The organism is Psychrobacter sp. AOP5-GZ1-6, assembly GCF_052376345.1.
Lineage (GTDB): Bacteria > Pseudomonadota > Gammaproteobacteria > Pseudomonadales > Moraxellaceae > Psychrobacter.
In genome coordinates, this window is sequence record NZ_JBQSVP010000058.1 from 1 (window position 1) to 18,426 (window position 18,426).

Annotated in this window: 16 protein-coding genes and 1 other annotated feature; of the genes, 11 read left to right on the forward strand and 5 right to left on the reverse strand. The window is 37.9% G+C overall.

All coding sequences use genetic code 11. The features are described 5' to 3' along the window. Positions 1-237: 237 nt before the first annotated feature. Complete coding sequence (locus ACT3RN_RS08985) at positions 238-714, reverse strand: hypothetical protein (protein ID WP_444518570.1); 477 nt, start codon at positions 712-714, stop codon at positions 238-240. Between the two features lie 141 nt (positions 715-855). Here ACT3RN_RS08985 and ACT3RN_RS08990 point away from each other — a divergent pair, with 141 nt between their 5' ends. Then, positions 856-1,143 carry a hypothetical protein gene (locus ACT3RN_RS08990; protein ID WP_444518580.1) on the forward strand — a complete coding sequence of 96 codons (288 nt, stop codon included), beginning with the start codon at positions 856-858 and terminating at the stop codon, positions 1,141-1,143. 60 nt (positions 1,144-1,203) lie between these two features. On the opposite strand, the gene ssb is transcribed toward ACT3RN_RS08990, so the two are convergent. Next, positions 1,204-1,701: a single-stranded DNA-binding protein gene (gene ssb / locus ACT3RN_RS08995; RefSeq protein WP_444518571.1), complete on the reverse strand. Its 498-nt coding sequence runs from the start codon at positions 1,699-1,701 to the stop codon at positions 1,204-1,206. Between the two features lie 480 nt (positions 1,702-2,181). Here ssb and ACT3RN_RS09000 point away from each other — a divergent pair, with 480 nt between their 5' ends. The 3 genes from ACT3RN_RS09000 (at position 2,182) to ACT3RN_RS09010 (ending at position 9,535) form a co-directional block, all read left to right on the forward strand. Beyond that, positions 2,182-3,042 (forward strand): hypothetical protein, encoded by an 861-nt coding sequence (locus ACT3RN_RS09000; RefSeq protein ID WP_444518572.1) that lies wholly within the window; start codon positions 2,182-2,184, stop codon positions 3,040-3,042. A 658-nt stretch (positions 3,043-3,700) separates the two neighbouring features. Further along, complete coding sequence (locus ACT3RN_RS09005) at positions 3,701-6,076, forward strand: hypothetical protein (RefSeq protein WP_444518573.1); 2,376 nt, start codon at positions 3,701-3,703, stop codon at positions 6,074-6,076. 6 nt (positions 6,077-6,082) lie between these two features. Beyond that, a complete protein-coding gene (locus tag ACT3RN_RS09010; RefSeq protein WP_444518574.1) occupies positions 6,083-9,535 on the forward strand; it encodes a tyrosine-type recombinase/integrase in 3,453 nt (1,150 codons plus the stop codon). Positions 9,536-10,402: 867 nt separating this feature from the next. Here ACT3RN_RS09010 and ACT3RN_RS09015 read toward each other — a convergent pair. Beyond that, positions 10,403-10,627, reverse strand: coding sequence for a helix-turn-helix domain-containing protein (locus ACT3RN_RS09015; RefSeq protein WP_105245245.1), 225 nt, complete (start codon positions 10,625-10,627; stop codon positions 10,403-10,405). Positions 10,628-10,822: 195 nt separating this feature from the next. On the opposite strand from ACT3RN_RS09015, the gene ACT3RN_RS09020 reads away from it, so the two are divergent. From ACT3RN_RS09020 to ACT3RN_RS09035, 4 genes are read left to right on the forward strand one after another with little or no spacing between them, the layout of a single operon-like run. After that, the gene (locus ACT3RN_RS09020) at positions 10,823-11,038 is read left to right on the forward strand and encodes a hypothetical protein (RefSeq protein ID WP_011513303.1); all 216 of its coding nucleotides are present in this window, start codon (positions 10,823-10,825) and stop codon (positions 11,036-11,038) included. A gap of 16 nt (positions 11,039-11,054) precedes the next feature. Next, positions 11,055-12,299: a tyrosine-type recombinase/integrase gene (locus ACT3RN_RS09025; RefSeq protein WP_444518575.1), complete on the forward strand. Its 1,245-nt coding sequence runs from the start codon at positions 11,055-11,057 to the stop codon at positions 12,297-12,299. Further along, complete coding sequence (locus ACT3RN_RS09030) at positions 12,296-12,589, forward strand: hypothetical protein (RefSeq protein WP_444518576.1); 294 nt, start codon at positions 12,296-12,298, stop codon at positions 12,587-12,589. The genes ACT3RN_RS09025 and ACT3RN_RS09030 overlap by 4 nt, the downstream gene beginning before the upstream one ends. A gap of 10 nt (positions 12,590-12,599) precedes the next feature. Next, positions 12,600-12,917, forward strand: coding sequence for a hypothetical protein (locus ACT3RN_RS09035; RefSeq protein ID WP_226950396.1), 318 nt, complete (start codon positions 12,600-12,602; stop codon positions 12,915-12,917). A gap of 230 nt (positions 12,918-13,147) precedes the next feature. Here ACT3RN_RS09035 and ACT3RN_RS09040 read toward each other — a convergent pair whose 3' ends face one another. Both ACT3RN_RS09040 and ACT3RN_RS09045 read right to left on the reverse strand, forming a co-directional pair. Then, positions 13,148-13,714, reverse strand: a complete 567-nt coding sequence (locus ACT3RN_RS09040) for a hypothetical protein (protein ID WP_193009145.1) — start codon at positions 13,712-13,714, stop codon at positions 13,148-13,150. Positions 13,715-14,106: 392 nt separating this feature from the next. Next, complete coding sequence (locus ACT3RN_RS09045; RefSeq protein WP_193009144.1) at positions 14,107-14,676, reverse strand: DMT family transporter; 570 nt, start codon at positions 14,674-14,676, stop codon at positions 14,107-14,109. 95 nt (positions 14,677-14,771) lie between these two features. Here ACT3RN_RS09045 and ACT3RN_RS09050 point away from each other — a divergent pair, with 95 nt between their 5' ends. From ACT3RN_RS09050 to ACT3RN_RS09060, 3 genes are all read left to right on the forward strand, one after another. Continuing rightward, the gene (locus ACT3RN_RS09050; RefSeq protein ID WP_444518577.1) at positions 14,772-15,695 is read left to right on the forward strand and encodes a LysR family transcriptional regulator; all 924 of its coding nucleotides are present in this window, start codon (positions 14,772-14,774) and stop codon (positions 15,693-15,695) included. A gap of 289 nt (positions 15,696-15,984) precedes the next feature. After that, positions 15,985-17,204, forward strand: a protein-coding gene (locus ACT3RN_RS09055) for an IS3 family transposase (protein ID WP_444518578.1) whose coding sequence is annotated in 2 segments (ribosomal slippage) — positions 15,985-16,261 and positions 16,261-17,204 — 1,221 coding nt in all. Because the reading frame shifts where the segments join, the coding sequence is not laid out codon by codon here. Beyond that, positions 16,260-16,376 (forward strand) — a sequence feature (AL1L pseudoknot). It overlaps the preceding gene by 117 nt. A gap of 526 nt (positions 17,205-17,730) precedes the next feature. Beyond that, positions 17,731-18,426 (forward strand): DUF6531 domain-containing protein (locus ACT3RN_RS09060; RefSeq protein ID WP_444518579.1); only part of this gene is annotated, 696 nt, incomplete at its 3' end.

Here is an 18,426-nt window from a genome sequence, read left to right on the forward strand (position 1 = left end):
GTTGCTCAAAAATTGTTGTTTGATGATCCCAGTCATATAGCATAATTATTATTAAAATACTTATAACCCACGCTATGGCAGCATATAGAATTAACAGTATCCTATTGCTTGGCAGCCAATGGGTAGACTGCAACCATTTAGGTTTGAAGCAAAGCCATAGTGTTGTAATCGGGATCATTAGCATAGGAAATAAGAAAAATACAGCGATGTAGTTATTCATAGACAATTGTACGCTTATTATAAATTAAACAATATTATCATATAAATAATAAATATAACTATTAAAATCATATCAAACTTATACTTACTCATCTTTTTCTCTAAATACCTAGCCTCCTCTACATTTTTTGAGTCAATCAACTTGCTCTTTTCAATAAACTTAAAACGTTTAATGTTAATAAAAATCAGCCAAATAGAAAGAGCTATAATAAAATAGCCTGCTTTAGGAGCAGCATCTTCAATAAAATCAGGAATCATCTTAACTATAAACGCAATTACTACTGGTATTACAAGCCCAGCCATCAGTAAAGCAGTGCTAAAGTGTACAAGAAAATCTCTATCTTTAGTATAAAGCTTACCTTGATTTGTTGAACCTTGTTGTTTAAGTATAAACATACCCAGAAGTGGTATGAATATAGCTAAACTTATAATTGTAACAGTAATCAAAAAGACATTGTCTAAGTAAAAATTAATCACAAGTAAGCCACACCCCATTTTATTTATCTATAATATTTAGGTTTTCTAAATAGTAAGTTTTTTTCTAAAAAATTAATTGAACGGTAACCATCCCAAGTGTATCCGAAACAGATTTACTTGAGTCAGACAGCTTAATTCTATTTGATTAGTATCTTATGCTTGGCGGGGTTACTAGTCAACAGAGCTGATAATGCCGATGCCCGACTCCTTGAGCACATCAAAGCGGTACAAGGAAACGATATTACTTCCTATAAATACAATCGACTAGAACCTATAATACTTATAGAAAAATTCTTTGCAAAAACAAAGCAATACCGTGCTATTGCAACACGGCATGATAAGCTAGCCATTCATTTTCTAAGCGCTATTCATTTAATTGCTTCAGCTGTTGAGTCACTGTTTGATTTTGTGTATGTATTTTCTAAATTGCAGTTAGAAAGAATCTAGTGTACACCGATGATTACAACTACAAGCCCTTCAAACGTTTTGATGGTTGTTTTCAAAAATTTAAAATTGACCGTCAAAGTGAGGAGCGAAGGGAATATCGTCGTCTACTGGCCCGGGTGGAAGCCCCTGATTAACATTGTTTTTATTTATTTTATTGTTGGGTGCTTGCTGGTCGTTCTGAGGCTTTTGACGGTCCAGATGACTGATTTGTTTGTTGTTATCGTCATTACTATCTAACATCTGCATCTGGTCAGCGCGAATTTCAGTCGCATAACGGTCGCTACCGTCAGGGGCTTGGTACTTACGAGTGCGTAAGCTACCCTCAATATAGACTTTACTGCCTTTACGCAGATACTGAGCAGCGATTTCACCTAAACGATTGAATAGGGAAACACGATGCCATTCGGTCGCTTCTCTTTTTTCGCCACTTTGTTTATCAGTCCATTGCTCAGAGGTCGCTACTGAGATATTGGTAACGCTACCGCCGTTATTAAACTGACGTGCCTCGGGATCTGCACCGAGGTTTCCGATGATGATGACTTTATTAACTCCGCGCATAATATTTCTCTCTTAGTTTGGTAGTTATTTAAATAATACATTGTAGTAGTTGTACGACATCTCTACACGCTTCTTTACTTGCTCTATCAAGGACTTATCAGGTTCAATGTTTATTAACCTAATGCGTTAGTGATTTCAAAGTTGAAGAGTTCTTTCCTAAATACCCAAAAAAGCATTATAGATAAAGGTAGGTATTCTAAAAACGACTCGCCACTTAGTCTGAACCATTCCGGGATTGTCGGAGACTTAACATTCTGAGAGAATACAACAATGAAAAGGCAAGCCTACACTTGAATCGCCCTGTCTCTATCCGATGCTGCTTTGTAGATTTTTTAATATTTATACTTAAAACATACATATATGTATAATTATTTTATTCTCCAAATTAGTTGACTAAAACCATCATATTAGTGAGGATAAGATATAGCAATAGCCATGCATCGCTTGATAACAGCTAAATTTAATTAGCCGGGTGATCTTATGACCAGTAAAGAACTAAAAGACTTTGTTTTCCGCGAACAACGTTTTGCCTATCCATCTTCTCATGCCGCTAAACGTATCTTTCAGCGTACATCTATAGATAGTTTAGAGTTAATGAGACTGCTTGATAATGGAGCATGTGTGAACATCGGGCAAATTGCAGGTTCATCTCGTCGGCATTTACTATTTTTTAGTCCAAAAGATAAATTCTGCTATGTAGCAATTCAAGATGAACGTTCTGGTAAAATAATTACGATCCTACCTCCTGCTTATCATAAAAATTCAGCATGGAAAATCACTACTGAGCAATGTCTATTAGCTAAAGAACGCTATGAACGATACTCAGAATTGGCTTTAGTAAGAGAGTCTATGAAAAAAGCAGAAAATGATACACCTCCATTTGACAAAGAAAGCCAATCATCAACTCACTATCGTACAGTAACTACAACTAAACGTAACTATAAAATATGGGTCCAAGCACTTTATATTAGTGAACACTTAACAACTAAACGCAAAACCTTATTTAAAACATCGATAGATTTCTATTTAGATGATTTTCAAATAAATATTAGGGAGTTCCTAAAAAATCCAGTACTGTATGAAAAAATTGATAATGGCATTAAAAACAAAAGACTTTTTCAGGAAACTATTTATGCCTTGTGTTTTCGAAAGAAGAAAGATAGCTCAACATTTTATATTGTAAAACTGCGCAATGAGTACGAAGCCATAACTCATGCAAAGAAATATAACAACCAGATCCAACATATGAAACAAGTTTTATCTTTTTACTATAGTCCTAGTCTAGCTTTACCGACTCCAGCCTCTATGAAGTTACCACGCTTATGCTGGGAGGTTTTTTAAATTAGATACATTAACCGTTAAATCTTTGATTGCTTCAAATACAAGACTTTGCTTCAACTGTACCCTGCCTCTAATTACTGAGCATGCCTCCTGCAACATTATCAGATAATGGATTATAAAGTGAAATTAAAACAATACTCACTCAGTTATATCTCAGAGCAGTTCATTACTTACCATGACGAGTTTAAGCAACTTTATATTCTAACTTATGAGATCTTATCAAAACTAGAAGTTGACTTTCTTGAGATGGAGATTGAAAGAGCACTAGCAACTACTACATTTGTGACAATCATAGACAAAAATCTCATCTTCTTAAATAACTATATTTTAGCAATCTTTTGTAAGAGACAAATACAGCAAGTTACAGATAAGCAAGTACATTGTATCTACGTTAACGACAACGAGTCCCCTGAATTTCATAGGCTGGAAACTATTTTTTATGAACTTATTAACTTTATAAATAGAGCCATTCGTAGCCAAGAAAATTTAAATTATTACAACATCCATCAAGAGTTGAAGACAGCTTTGACTACTAAACAGTGTCAGTATTTGTTTAATCTCAATAGCTACTCTATCTTTCTATTTTGCAGACACATGAATATCCATAAGAATACATACGATAACGCACGGAATGAATCAAAAAATAGCGAGAAATATAATGCCTGATGATGGTAATCAAATTGTTCTGTTGACGGATAAGCAGCTTATTGAACAAGTTGATTTTTTAAGTGTTGAAGATGAATATAACTACACTGAGAACTGGATAGACTCACTGAAGGAAATTGCCACTTTAATTAACTTAAGCATTCAACAACGATCGCCACCTTTAATAGAGCAGTTGATAGCTATAAAAAACGATTTGCTTTTTCAAGAAGAAGTCAGTAAAAAGACACTTAATGCATTACCTCCGATTCTACAACCACTTTTCTTGTTAGCTAACTTAACCCGTGATGAGCACAAAGAAATAATATGGTTATGCATATCCATTCACACGTATTTGTTATTATCACATCACAAAAAAGCAAGGACGCATTTAACGAATATAATTAACAGATTCAAATTACCCGTATTTTCTAAGGCTAAGAATAACCGATGGATTTGGAGCATATTACCAAAACTTGACGAGTTAGAAGAGTTATCAAATACAGTAGACTTCATCTATTTATTCTTTGTAAAACAATTGAGAGTAGTAGCGTACGAACAAGAAGTACGAAAAGAGCTGCTAACAAACATTGATGAAAGTGACGCAACCATCAAATTCCGCAGTAAAAAATTTAAGCAGCTTGACGCGATTGTTAAATGCTTTGAGCAAGCCTACTATCCTAATAAAAAAATCACTCGCCAGCGCAAAAAGAAAAATAGATATATGGATCCTTTTAAAGGAGAGATTACCGAACAGTTAGCTAGTTTTGTAGACGGTTCAACCTGGGTAGAGAATAGTTACTGGAATCTGAGTAGATACGATATTGAAAACGAAGCTCCACATTTATACTATCAATATCCTTCAATACCAAATTTTGATGATGAAGTGTATTCACCAAACTCAACAAAACCTAGAAATATTGAAGAATATATCGATACTTTAGAACGTCCACTAATTGTCAGTCTAGATTTGCCTGATAAGAAAATTCGTTACATGCAACCGTTACAGAGAATAGAGAAAAACGTTCATCACAGCTATATCAGTCAGCGAGAGTTAGAGCTTAACTCTAATGTCCGAACGCTTTCTGTTGCAGGCTTAAAACAGGTTTTTGGCAGATTAGCGATAGATTCACATCGATACGACTATAAATATAATAAAGCCTCTTTAATCTTACTCCTATCAATGATGACAGCGGTTCCTGTAGAGTTTTTGATAACAACTGGTTTCATTGCGGATTCCGGGTTATTCACCGTTTTCGAAGATACTGCATATTTGCAGTATCAGCTACAAATCACTGATCGTAAGCAGGAGTATGATGCAAGTATCCACGAAAACCAAGAAAGTATCATCCGTCTACCTATGCCATCGGGATTAATAAAACTCCTTTCTGATAAAAAAAACTTACCAAGCAAGGAGGATATCTCAGACTATATTCGGGCTATAAAGGAAGAGGTAGACTTACCCTATCTATCAATAGTACGGATTGAAACCGCTTTACATATCATCTTACACAGATACATTCAGGGTAGTAATCAACATATTGCCGATCTGATTTGTCGAATACCAGCATCTCTTGCGCCCTCTACCTACTACAGCAGCCATAGTAACGATTTTCTTATTAATCGTTATCGTCAAGCGATAGAGCTGCTTAACTATGATAATCAATTAGACGATAGTTTTATTAGCCAGCCGAGCACCAGAACAGATTTTACTACAGGCTCTGGATTTGCCCTGACATTAGAATACGTTAATACTTTTTTACAGAACCTATGGGTATGGGTTGATGATAGCGTTAATAAAGAGGAGCACTTTAATAGGTATAGCGCTCTTGTTTGGATCCAGTTTTGTTTGTTGACTGGTACTCGTCCAAATAATGGACTGACTAATGTTAAAGATATTGACTTAGAGGTGGGTTGGTATGAAGTTGCAGATAAACCTAATAAGGCTGTCAAGAACCATCGACTAATCCCGTTGTGCTCTACTCTTTTGGCAATTTTAAAAAAGTACCAATTATTTCTTGTCGATTATCAGCCTTATGCGACTGCCAAGGTCGATAAAATGATTCATCAGATCAAACAAGAACAAGATGAGTTAACCTTACTAAATATGCTATCAGATAATTACGATAAACTTATTAAAATCAAGCGAAGCCATATCTCAAAATTATTAGCAGACTACATGCCTTTTGAGGACTCTTATTGGACACGGCACTTCTTACGTACCCAACTTGAAAAACTTAACGTCTCAATGATATTGATCAACACAGTGATTGGTCATGAAAAAAACCGACAAGAAGCATTGGGACAATTCTCATCAGTAAACAAGCAACAAATTTGGCAAGTGCGTGATACCTTTGAGGAAATCGCACAACAAATGAATTTAAGAATGTGATAGCAAATGAAATCATTAAAAAATAAATCAAATGACGATAGCAACAAGTCGCTTAAAGAACTAGCAAATCCGCATCAAACTCAGAAATCTAAACACAAGAAAAAAAGTAAGGCTCGTGAGGTAACAAAACAGCCTATTAACCCTTCAATCGTAAATAAACATGTTTTTCCACCTAAAATTATTGCTGGGTTTACCAAACGAAAAGGCGATAAAAACATATTGAGCGTAAACCAAGATGACGTATCAAAACGTACCTATCAAAAATATGAATTACTAAGTATCTTCCAAACTCTATGGGACGATATCCAAAAACAAGCATTCCAAGACTTTCAAAACCTAATCAATCAAAAAAAGGTAGATAAAAGCTTTTACGACTATAAGATCCTTTCAACAGAGAGATATAAAAAGATCTACCTAGAAAAGAATCCCAAGCCAACTGACGATATCAAACTAAAGCAATGGGAAGTAACTTATGCTGATTATTTAGTTCAGTTAGCATTAATGACACACCCACTTGATGAACAGCACTTCGAAGCTTTTTTAAAACAAGCAAAAAAACTGATACATCAAGTCTGTTCTAAAATTTATACTTCAATGGCTCAGTTTCGCTATGCTTGGGAGGTTTTGACTAAATTTGTCAGCTACTACAACACGTTTTATATGCAGTCAGAGTATGCCTACCCTTTACCCAGTGAGCCTGTTTTAGTAAAGGAAAACCCACTATCAATTGATGAAAACTGGGTAAAAAATGGCAAGCTTTTTAATAAAATAACTAAAGCGATGATGGCAGATTGGGTGGCGGCAAGTAAAGATCAAAATCAGTCCTTAGCGTCGCTTGTATTCTCACTAATAGCTTTTGGCGGGATTAATGATAAAGAATTACTGGCTGCTTTAGTCAATACTCTGTTAGATCAACCAGTCTTAACTGCTTTCAATGATCATCATGTCATTGTTTCTGTACGTTACCCTACAAAAAATTATGGTAATGAAAGGGTGGAGTCTCCTAATGTAAGAAAGAGCCCTTTATACATTACTCAGCAAGTTTCTCTAGACGTCATCAGCCAATGCTGGTTGTACCGATGTAGAAAGTTTAATGATCCTTATCAGTTTAGGACGAACACAGATATTGAAAAACTGCTTAGAAACCACCTCAGTATTGTCTTACAAGTACCTAAAAATAAGGTCCCTTCTCTACCATGGTTGCTAAGTTATGCGAGTTATCACTGGGAAATGATGCCTAATGTCTTTGTTGATCAAGCTCTAATCGGAGTTGCACAAGGCAAGCGTAAAACCACAGGTCTACTCACAGATGATTTTTCCAACTTACTAAATAAAGAGTATAAAACTAACAAACCCTCTTTATCAATCGAGGTACCTTTATCTAAAGTCAGCAAAAATACCGTTAGGTATTCTGAGTTGGCGGAAGTACGTAAGATAGATATCGTGAAACGTATTTATAAACAGTTAGACAGTCACTACAATACTCGTCAACAAAAAGAAAAACTCAAAAATAATGAATATGATATTAACTATCATTTAACAAAGATGTTAAATGAAGAGCGTGACATTGCTGAAAATATTTTAATTCAGTTTGTGCTGTCTAGATGTAACACAAAGCCACGCCCTAAAAAAGAGACCATTCAGGGCTATTTAAGTTCGGTAGCTTATGAGTGGCTTTATTTCTTATCAGGACAGCATCTAAACACTTACAGTAGTGAGGATTTTGAAGAATGCTACGAAGAGATTTTAGAGCACAAAGCTGTCTATCGTGATAATAAAGACATCCAATATTCAGCAAAGCTACTGCAGCGGTTACATGATATAGGGGTTGAACACTATCACTTCCCTAAAGTAAGTATTAAAGAGGCCCAGACACAAAGAGTGGTACGTAGCGAATGGATTTCACCACTAGAGTATCAAGCAATTCTATTGAACATGCCAAAAGTTGTTGATCCTCTCGAAGTGGATATGTACAAACTGTTGTTTGTTTTAGCATACCGTACAGGCATGCGGAAGAAAGAGTTGCTTGGATTGAGGTATGAAGATATTGAAGGATTTACCCTTGGTGAACCCTCTTTAGTTATTCGTCCAAATATCTACCGCAGCACAAAAACTCAAGGTAGTATCCGCCGAGTAGCTGTTTTTTCATTACTATCTGATGAGGAATTGAAGTTTTTTAATCAATATATACAACTGAATGAGCTTAATAAAACAGATTATATATTTAGTCCTTCATACGATAAATACCCAATTGATGATGCAGAACCTCTTGTAGTACTGAGAAGAATATTGAGCTTATTCGAAGAAGCTAAAGATCATACATTTCATGCTTTTAGGCATACAGCAATTACCAATTTTTCTCTTATTTTGAATGCTAACAATCAGATTGTGAAAACGTTAACTGGTTACGATAATCAATATATTGCCAAGGTGAAGACCGGGCTATTAGGAGTTAATCATGATGCTCAAGATAAATGGTATGCAATTTCAGGATTAGTCGGACATGTATCTCCCAATCGTAGCTTTGAGTATTACATTCATTCGGCAATGCTCATGACTACATACGCTATCGCCAATACAGAAATGCAATTAGATTACGCTATCTTTAAAAATATTACTGGTATTAGTAAAGATAGACTCAAGTCGAATAGTGTCTCAATTATCGATGATAAGATATCCATCTCCGATACTCGCAAATTGGCAAAGAAACTGACCTTAAATCAAAGTCGAGATATTCCAGTAAACCTTACTATTGATACTGCTAATCGTTTCAAGGAAAGTGATGTATTCACTACTAATATGGCAGACGATAGGGTTCAACGCTATGGCATTAATCAACTCATCAAATTCTTACAGCTGCTAGAGCAAAGCGGCGATATCAGACTATCGGCAAACCATTCATTTATAAAGTTCGAGGATGGGCGAGTATTCGCTAAACGCGCTGATCAAATAACCCAGATTACTACTAGCCAGGGAAAATGTCGCTTCATTGAAACAACGGATCAACGACAACCAAAAAATATGAAAAGTAGAGAAAACTATGAGCTTCTACCCGTCATACTAAAATCAGTCTGGATCTTACGTGATCAACAACATGCGGACTACCTATGGTTTCTACAGATAGTTAGACAAAAAATCACTATTGATAATGCCTATCTTTCATTTCCAGTAAAAGATATAGAGGAGTTTCTAAGGTTTGCACAGATTAGCGTGAGACTTTTACCTGCACAGTCGTGGATGATTGCAGGTAATAAAGATATAAAAGCTACTGTCCATGATATCTATAGACCTGCTGATAAAAAACCAGAGACATCAAAAATTGTCTTCAAACCTTACAACTCTAGTACTATCAGATTTGGCATTTGTATTACTGACGATCAAACATCAAATGGCAAAGCTTTTTCTGGCTTGCTGAGGTTTTTAGTACACCTTTTTATGATAATAGATGATGAGATCTGATAAACATTCCATGAGAAAATACGATAGGTATACAACCATATGATACTAAGTTAGAAAGGAATATATTTGCATAACCGTTATATATTAAAAATAGTTCGATGCACTCAATATCAGAAACGGCAGGTAAAAAACGAAAGACTCACTGCTTTTTAGGGAAAATACTAAACAGGTTATAAGATATAACTAATATTGCAGTGGATTTCGCTTACCCCTCGAGTAGGGGGTAAGTGGTCAAAAGACCCTAATATTAGGGTGACCATATTCAGACTAAAAAATACGTTTACTTAATCCACCCTTAAAGCTATAATTCATTAACCATCTCGAAGCCCTTATATATCAATATATACAGGTTAATGTAGAATTACACATTCCAATGAAAATCGATCAGTTAACATTGCCAAGGTTGGGGTCGAGAGTTCGAATCTCTTATCCCGCTCCAAATATTTAAAAAGCCTCACTTAATAGTGAGGCTTTTTTTTGTCCATTTTTCGGGGTTTGTAGAGTATTTTTTTCGAATATTTATTTTATTATAGTTAAGTTTATCTAATATATTAAAAGCTCGGAAATCAGCAGCGTGACCAAAACGTGACCATTTCGTGCCCACGCTATAAATACAGATTCTATAGTTGACCCCAACTTGCAATCCTAATCTTTATATAGATTGATGCTAAAAAACACTTTCTTAGCACCATTTTTATTTTTACACTGCTTTTATAAGTTGAGCTCATAGCGTGACCAAAACGTGACCAAATCATGAAAAAGTAAGTTTTAAAAATAACCCCAACCTTAATTGTAGGCCTTGGAACGTCATATATATAAGGCTCTACCAATTATTCATCTGAGAATTTCTTTCAACTTTGTAGATCCTCAAGACTCTTCATTATCTTTATTATTTGGCTTATAAATAAATAAGTCACCCACCTGCACATCTAAAAACTCACATAACTGGTCGATGGTATTGAAGTCAATTCTTGATGACTCTTCATTGTATAACTTATGAAGGGTTGATTTACTCATACCTGTTGCTCTTACAACATCTGCTACACGCAACTTTTTCTCTGCCAAAATTACAGGAAGTTTAGACACAATCATAATTAATACCTCTTTTCGGGTAAAAATGCTTTACATTGAGGTAAAAAGATAATATAGTACACAAATCGGTTACTAATTACCTCTAAGCAGGTAAATAACAGCTGATACTTCAAAGGTGCATTTTTAAGGCTGATAAAATAATTTCTATTCTATCACTTAATGCAATGACTTAATAACTGAAAAGAGGTAAACACTATGAGCAATACTTATTTAACAACTGATGAGTTAGCCGAACGCATCAAGTACGACGCACGTACTATCCGCAATCAAATGAAAGACACCGTTTTGATTGAGAATATTCATTACATACGCCCTTTTGGTGGTCGTAAGATTTTATATGTCTGGGAGCGTATCGAAGAGGATATGTGTAAGCCGGTGATGAGCGCTATTAACGGTATGGCACTTCAATAATAGAAGGAGGTTTATTATGGCTACTATACAAGGACGGTTTGGCAAACTAATTGCCGACTTCTACTACCTAGGTATACGTTGTCGAGAAAAGACTAGCTTGGAAGACAACCCAGCTAACAGAAAAAAATTAGCGACTGTTTTGAAAAAAATGGAAGCAGAAATAACCCTAGGCATCTTCGACTATGGCGCCTACTTTCCGAAGAGTACGCGTTTAAAAGAGATGACGGCACTGGCTGATAGAGCGGAAGCTTGTATCAGTCGTAATCCAACCTTTAGGCAGTTTTCAGAGATTTGGTATGAGGAGAAGAAAATTGAATGGCGGCCGAGCTATCGGCAAAAGACGCAGATTATTTTGAACAAGTACTTGCTACCTGAGTTTGGTGGTAAAGCGGTACATGCCATAAAAAAACCAGACTTGCTGACCTTCCGTAGCTCTCTCGCCAAAGTTCGTTACGGTAAAGATGGTCAGTCAAGTCTGTCAGTAGCACGGATCAACCAGATCATGATACTTCTTCGTATGATACTAGAAGAAGCATCAGATCGCCATGAGTTTGAGATGCCTTATAAAAATATTAAGAATCTCAAGCAAGCTCGTCCGGATGTAAACCCGTTTACATTGAGTGAGGTATGGCTGATTTTAAAGCATGTCCGTGCGGATTATAAGCCCTACTACACCATTCGCTTCTTTACCGGGATGCGTACCAGTGAGATTGATGGGCTGAAATGGGACTGCATTAACTTTGATCGTCGTGAGATCAGTATTCGAGGAGCATTAGTAAACGGTGAGATGGGCCCGACTAAGACGTTAGGCTCACAGCGCGATATTGCGATGTCGCAGTTGGTCTATGACGCCCTACTAGAGCAGAAGGCACGCACCTTTGGTAAGTCAGAGTTTGTATTTTGCAACTCACAAGGCAATCCGATGGAATACCGCAATGTGAACCGGCGGGTATGGAAACCCACGCTTGCCCTACTCGGTTTGAAACATAGGCGTGCTTATCAGACTCGGCACACGGCAGCGACACTTTGGCTGGCTGCTGGTGAAAATCCTGAGTGGATAGCAAGGCAGATGGGTCACAGCAGTACTGAAATGCTGTTTCGGGTGTATAGCCGTTATGTACCTGATATCACCCGTCAGGATGGCTCTGCGATGGATAATTTGCTACTGGCGAGCAAGGAGAAGCTAACTAGCGCATCGAATAGCTCTGAGAATGAAGAAGTCGTTACCAGCACACAAACTGACAAGGAGACGTCACTATGACAATTATCAATTATGAGGAGCTGTTTGCTGAGTTTAAGCCTGACGGTGCAATCAGTGATGATGCGAATGAGATTGCTAATGCATTGATGCGTGAGTTGTATATTTCATCGGGTCATAACCTCGCTCGCTTCTTAGGAGTGAAGTCTTGCTTCAATAACGATATGGCATTGCGTGTATGGGTACAGAAGCGCTTAGACGCGAGTACTAACTATGTAGTTGATGATATGTGTTATCAGCTTCAGAGTGAGCTTTATGAGCTATTACCGTACTCTGATTATGGCAACTACTGAGGAGAGTATTATGAGTGTAAAACTTCAGCCTAATATGACGCAGAGCCCATATGATATCAAAATATGTGAGGATTACTGGGCATATGATAATCAGAGCGGCTTTATTAAACATGTGAAAACGCTTTGTGAAAAGTATGAGGTAAGTCCTCAAGTACTCTTTGAGGCAGTCGCTCAGTGTTATGTCTGCTTAGATGATGTTGTATGTGAGTACTGTGGTTATGTGTGCCCTTTACAGATACCAGCAGACATTCCGTATATGCGCTCAAAAGAGCGTTGGTGCTGTGAAGTATGTGAGCATGCTGTATGGCGGGAACATAATCATAGATAAATTATTAGAAATTTTAAAGCCATGCAGCTTGAGTTGCCTGGCTTTTTTGTGGGCAGCAGATCTTCTCTTAAATACAGCTTAAATTTAGTGTGCCACTACAACGTCGAGATGGTTTATTTTTTTGGTCAAGATAGCCCAAGCTAAGACCTCTAAAAAAGGTAGAGGGTAGTATGAGCCAAGTTTAGGCTAAAAACTTGGCTTTAAAAGGTAAATACAGGAAAAAAGTTAGTTTAAAATTGACTGTAGTCCACTTTAACGAGTTTAGATTGCTGAACCTTTTTTAGTTTGAATGTCTTGGTCTTTTCATCCCAAATGTTGACATAATAGGTGATAAGTTGTTTACCTGTGGTTTCGTTGACTTGCTCGCCTTCACAATTGCGACTGATAAATAAGCGGCTATTGGGATAGAAAGCCAAACGCTCGTTGTCATCAAGTTCTGCGCCGTCTGCGAAGCATTCTGCGCCACTTTCATAAGGGGTGACACTATCCTCAGTTTCACCCAGTGGGATACCGTATACTTTACCAGTACGTTTATCAATCATAGCCCCTGATACACAGCTTGTACCACAGCCCCAGGTTGTTACGATATAGTTACCCGCGAAGTTAATTTCACCATCTTTATGAGCTGCTTTCAGTCGAGTACGAAAAGAGCTCCAGTCACCTAATTTTAAGGGTGCTTGTTTAGCGTTATAGATTTTAGCAGGGTATTTTTCAAAGCTGTAACCAGCGATGGTTTCAGCATGAGAAGTAGAGATGCAAGCCAAGGCAAAACAAAGATAAGCCGCAAGATTTTTCATAAGAATTCCTTTTTTAATAGCGGTCAGTACAGAAAACGGAAATTATGGTACGGTAAGTACATTTGTTTAATTCTACATCAATTAAGTTAAATAATTTTTTCTAAAATTACTTATTAAAATCATAACCTGATAAGGTTTAGTCAAATCTTACAAGCTCTATATTGAGCTTGAATACAATCAAACTATAATTCAAAAGGATTTGGGGATAAAATCACCTAGACAGGTTTATCATGAGTTTTATTGCAACGCCGCTTGATTAAAATCTCCCAAGTTTGGTTCTAGGGACTTAATAGCATACCCCAGTTATCTTTTTTCAAATACAGGCTTAACAAGATCACCAAATAGTATTTGAATAATTAATTCTCATTGTTTACGCATTGATATAGATATGACTAGCTTTCAAAATGAGAAACAGACTTAGCACTACTTGTCGACGTACTTTCTATGGTATTTAAATTGCCAGCTATGCTAGCTTTAACGTTACTTGAATTGGTAGATGAAGGCGTGAGCCACAGCACCATGATCATGCCTAGTAGAACAAAAGTAACACCTACTAAACGGCCAGCATTTATTTCTTTCACTGGTAAATTCATAAGACCGTATTGATCTAATATTAATGAAATAAGCATTTGACCCGCGATCACGCAAACAATAAAGCGAGTTGCGCCTAAACGAGGGACTAGAATTAATGCGGACGTAATATAGATGACGCCAGCTATGCCACCAAACCAGACCCACATTGGTAATTGTCTGATTTCACTCAATATGGGCGTAGGGACACGCATAGAAAGAATGACAGGTATCGCTATAAATACACTCACCAATAACGACACTACCGTTGCCCAAAGAGGATGTCCAAGAGCACGGCCTAATTCAGCGTTACTTGCAGCTTGGAGAGGGACTAAAGCGCCAGCAACTAAGGCTATAATGGCAAAAGAGATGCCAGTAAGTGATAGATTCATACGTTTGCTCCAGATTTATTTAATTTTCTGGAATAATTATTTCATATTAAAAATTTGAATTGAAATTATTGTTTTTTTACTTCACTATTCGTCATATGAATAACTTAAGACGTATTGACCTTAATTTGCTCGTGACGTTGCACGCATTATTAGTAGAAAAGCACGTATCACGAGCCGCTCTCCGGTTACATAAAAGTCAGCCGGCAGTTAGCCACGCGCTGGCCCATTTGCGTACCCTATTTGATGACCCTCTATTGGTGCGACGTTCAGGAAAATTGGAATTGACTTCGCGAGCGAGCGAGTTAATCCTGCCCTTGACTGATGTTCTAGAGCAGCTCGGTGCGTTGATTGAGACCCCAGAATTCAATCCTCTCAGTGCGAAGCGAGTATTTCGTCTGGCTATGTCTGACTATGGCGCGCGTGTATTTATGCCTAGTTTGGTGCGTTCATTAAGAATTCTTGCACCTGATATTGAGCTTGAGGTGAGTCAAGGAAGCCGCGAAGCGATGATGGCGGATGTGTTCGATGGTGAAACTGACATGGCTTTCGGTGTATTCCCAGATAAAGTGCCAGAAGCGCTTCGTATGCACAACCTGTTTGTTGAGTCTTTTGCTTGTTTAGCAGACAAAAAAACTTTGCCAGATACTGGTATTCTCGATAAAGATAGTTGGTTGGCTCGACCGCATATCCTCGTTGCCATGCAATCAGGTGCTAATAATGAAATTGAACGCGCACTTAGTGACGCAGGGTTAAGTCGTCATGTTGTAATGACTTTGCCACATTGGGGAATTGCCAATCAATTAGTGGCTGGTACCGACCTGATTTTGACAGCGGCGCGGCGTAGCTTTGATATGACTGATAGCAACTCACAGGTTCAAATATTCGAACCGCCTTTTCCAATTGAATCATTCGACTTTAAATTGTTATGGCATCAACGCCGTGAGGGCGATGCGGCGCATAATTGGCTGAGGCAATTAATTACTACTGTGCTCAATGCAGAACTTAACGAAAGAACTTAGTAGAACCACGTAGAACAATTACTTAATCTAACAACGTATACCTATTATCAATAATAGCCTGTTGATCATCAATGTGTTCATAGCGATGTTTGATCTATGCTGTTGCATATGTAGAAAATAACATTAATATTTCGATGACTGTATATCTCACTGAACGAATTTAATGAGCTGATAATTGCTGAACTGATTCAATAAGTTCTGTACCTTAATGAGGACTTGTATATTAGGCTGTAGGCTACTGAACCGCCCCGAGATTGTCGGAGACACAACATTCTGAGAGAATACGACAATGAAAAGACAAACCTACACCCCTGAGATTAAAGAACGCGCCGTTCGCATGTTGATAGAAGCAGCAAACGACTATCCCTCCACATGGTCAGCCATTCAAACCATAGCGTCAAAGATTGGCTGTACGCCTGAGACCCTGCGATCATGGCATAAAAAACATATTGAGCAAACTATTCCTGCCTCGGTACAAGCTCAAAGCCAAGATCAACGGATAAAGGAGCTTGAACGCGAAAATAAAGAGCTTAAGCAAGCCAACGAAATCATCAGAAAGGCTGCTGCTTTTTTCGCCCAGGCGGAGCTCGACCGTCTACCCAAATAATGGTCAACTCTATTGATGACCATAAAAACAATTACGGGATCGAGCCAATCTGTCGAGTACTATCGATTGCCCCATCAACTTACTATCGCGCTAAATACTTGGAGTGCTACCCTGAACAACGATCATTTCGCAGACAGCATGACGATTTCTACACCAGTGAAATCAGACGCATCTGGCAGGACAGCAAGTGCCGTTACGGTGCTCGCAAAGTCTGGCAGCAGATGAAAGCAGATGGTATTCATGTGGCTCGTTGTACGGTAGAGCGGTTAATGAAGCAGCATAGCCTACAAGGCGTTTGGCGTGGTAAAGGCAAAATAACCACTCACAGTCGTGATGACCAAAAGCGAGCAGATGACCTAGTCAATCGTAACTTTAATGCCCATCGCCCTAATCAGCTTTGGGTTGCGGACTTCACTTACATCAAGACAATGAATGGTTGGGTGTATACCGCTTTTATTATTGATGTGTTTGCTCGCGCTATCGTCGGCTGGAAAGTATCCAATCGTATGAACACTGATATGGTGATGGCAGCGTTAAATCAAGCGATAGCTGATAGAAATAAGCCTAAAGACGTCATTTATCATAGTGATCGAGGCGTTCAGTATTTGTCCATACGCTATACGGATAGAATGGATGACTCTGGTGTTATTGCTTCTGTGGGTACCACTGGTGATTCATACGACAATGCTTTAGCTGAAACGGTCAACGGGCTTTATAAGGCTGAAGTGATTCATTATTTAAAGCAGAGTTGGACTGGCGTTAATGATGTGGAACTGGCAACCTTTGAATGGGTAGACTGGTTTAATAAAACCCGTTTGCATAGCACGATTGGTTATGTGTCACCTTTTGAGTTTGAAAGACGGTATTATGATAATCTTAATCTGTTAGGTGAAGCTGCCTGACTCAAGCAAATCAACCTCCGATATAGTCGGGGCGGTTCAATTTGTCAAAAGTGACATTGAGCTATGCTGAAGGAATCTTGGAGAATAACTTGGTAAACTAACGACTCTCTGAGGAGTTTATCATGACTAAGAAAACCAGAGTCTATAGTACAGCTTTCAAAGCTGAAGCTGTTAAATAAATAGAAGGCAACAGCAGCAATGGTTCACTGACTGCAATGCAGCTAGACATATCGAGTTTTCTACGGTACTGGTGCGGTTCAGTTATAAGTGGTTCCATTATGGAAGTCTGTTTTAAGTGGTCTGTTAATAGGTTTAAGAGGCTTTTTAAGCGGTTCCCTTGGGCTATACCGAAATCACACTTATGAAAAACTCAATTATGATATTCATTTTTACTTACGGCATAAGCGACTTAAAAAGAATTTTATTAAATATTGTTTGAAACATGTTGACAAACAAGCGTGACAAATTCGAAACAATTCAATATTATAGCAAGATTATCAAAATAAATATTTGTTGAGAATTATCTATGCGTTTGAGCCGCCTGTTTGCAAGCTTATTGGTCTTAGTGCCAACGTTAGTTATTGCTGATTTAGATATAACGGAAACCAGAACTGTTGTCTGTAATAGAGTGGGTGAATCAGGCACTCCTAACACTTGTCCTGCGAATCGTGGCCCTTCAATCGTAGATATTATCAAAGCGGATCAGGCTAGGGGCAACCCTATAAACGTCTTAACAGGCAACAAGTTTGAGCAGGCAACTGATATACAAGCTAACAGTGGTGATTACAGTCTTAGCTTTAATCGTTATTACAATTCGAAAAGCACGCAAAGAGGTATACTTGGTATTGGTTGGCGTCATAACTATGAGATGCAGCTACAAGATATTGATGATCAAATAGATATCATTCAAGCCGACGGTCGACAAATCCACTTTCAAAAGACTGCCGCCGCTATGGGTGGCAGTACTCTATTCGTCACCCGCTATATCTCTGAACAATCTGAACTTGGCTACCTTGAGCGTACCCAAAGCTCAGACCCTACCAGAGCCGCTTGGCTATGGACCCTACCTACTGGCAAACAGTTTCAGTTTACCGCTCACAGACAAACCAACGCTGTTAACCAAATAGGTCAGCACCGCTTTGGACAACTATCCCGTGTTACCGAAGATGCCAATGATCCTAGTAGTCCGTATTGGGCATTGACCTATGGCGTTGATGGCACT

Coding starts and splice junctions, on each gene's coding strand:
- ACT3RN_RS09050 (WP_444518577.1), top strand. CDS start 14,772: ATGAATAACTTAAGACGTATTGACCTTAATTTGCTCGTGACGTTGCAC.
- ACT3RN_RS09035 (WP_226950396.1), top strand. CDS start 12,600: ATGAGTGTAAAACTTCAGCCTAATATGACGCAGAGCCCATATGATATC.
- ACT3RN_RS09030 (WP_444518576.1), top strand. CDS start 12,296: ATGACAATTATCAATTATGAGGAGCTGTTTGCTGAGTTTAAGCCTGAC.
- ACT3RN_RS09045 (WP_193009144.1), bottom strand. CDS start 14,676: ATGAATCTATCACTTACTGGCATCTCTTTTGCCATTATAGCCTTAGTT.
- ACT3RN_RS09020 (WP_011513303.1), top strand. CDS start 10,823: ATGAGCAATACTTATTTAACAACTGATGAGTTAGCCGAACGCATCAAG.
- ACT3RN_RS09005 (WP_444518573.1), top strand. CDS start 3,701: ATGCCTGATGATGGTAATCAAATTGTTCTGTTGACGGATAAGCAGCTT.
- ssb (WP_444518571.1), bottom strand. CDS start 1,701: ATGCGCGGAGTTAATAAAGTCATCATCATCGGAAACCTCGGTGCAGAT.
- ACT3RN_RS09010 (WP_444518574.1), top strand. CDS start 6,083: ATGAAATCATTAAAAAATAAATCAAATGACGATAGCAACAAGTCGCTT.
- ACT3RN_RS08985 (WP_444518570.1), bottom strand. CDS start 714: ATGGGGTGTGGCTTACTTGTGATTAATTTTTACTTAGACAATGTCTTT.
- ACT3RN_RS09040 (WP_193009145.1), bottom strand. CDS start 13,714: ATGAAAAATCTTGCGGCTTATCTTTGTTTTGCCTTGGCTTGCATCTCT.
- ACT3RN_RS09015 (WP_105245245.1), bottom strand. CDS start 10,627: ATGATTGTGTCTAAACTTCCTGTAATTTTGGCAGAGAAAAAGTTGCGT.
- ACT3RN_RS09000 (WP_444518572.1), top strand. CDS start 2,182: ATGACCAGTAAAGAACTAAAAGACTTTGTTTTCCGCGAACAACGTTTT.
- ACT3RN_RS09025 (WP_444518575.1), top strand. CDS start 11,055: ATGGCTACTATACAAGGACGGTTTGGCAAACTAATTGCCGACTTCTAC.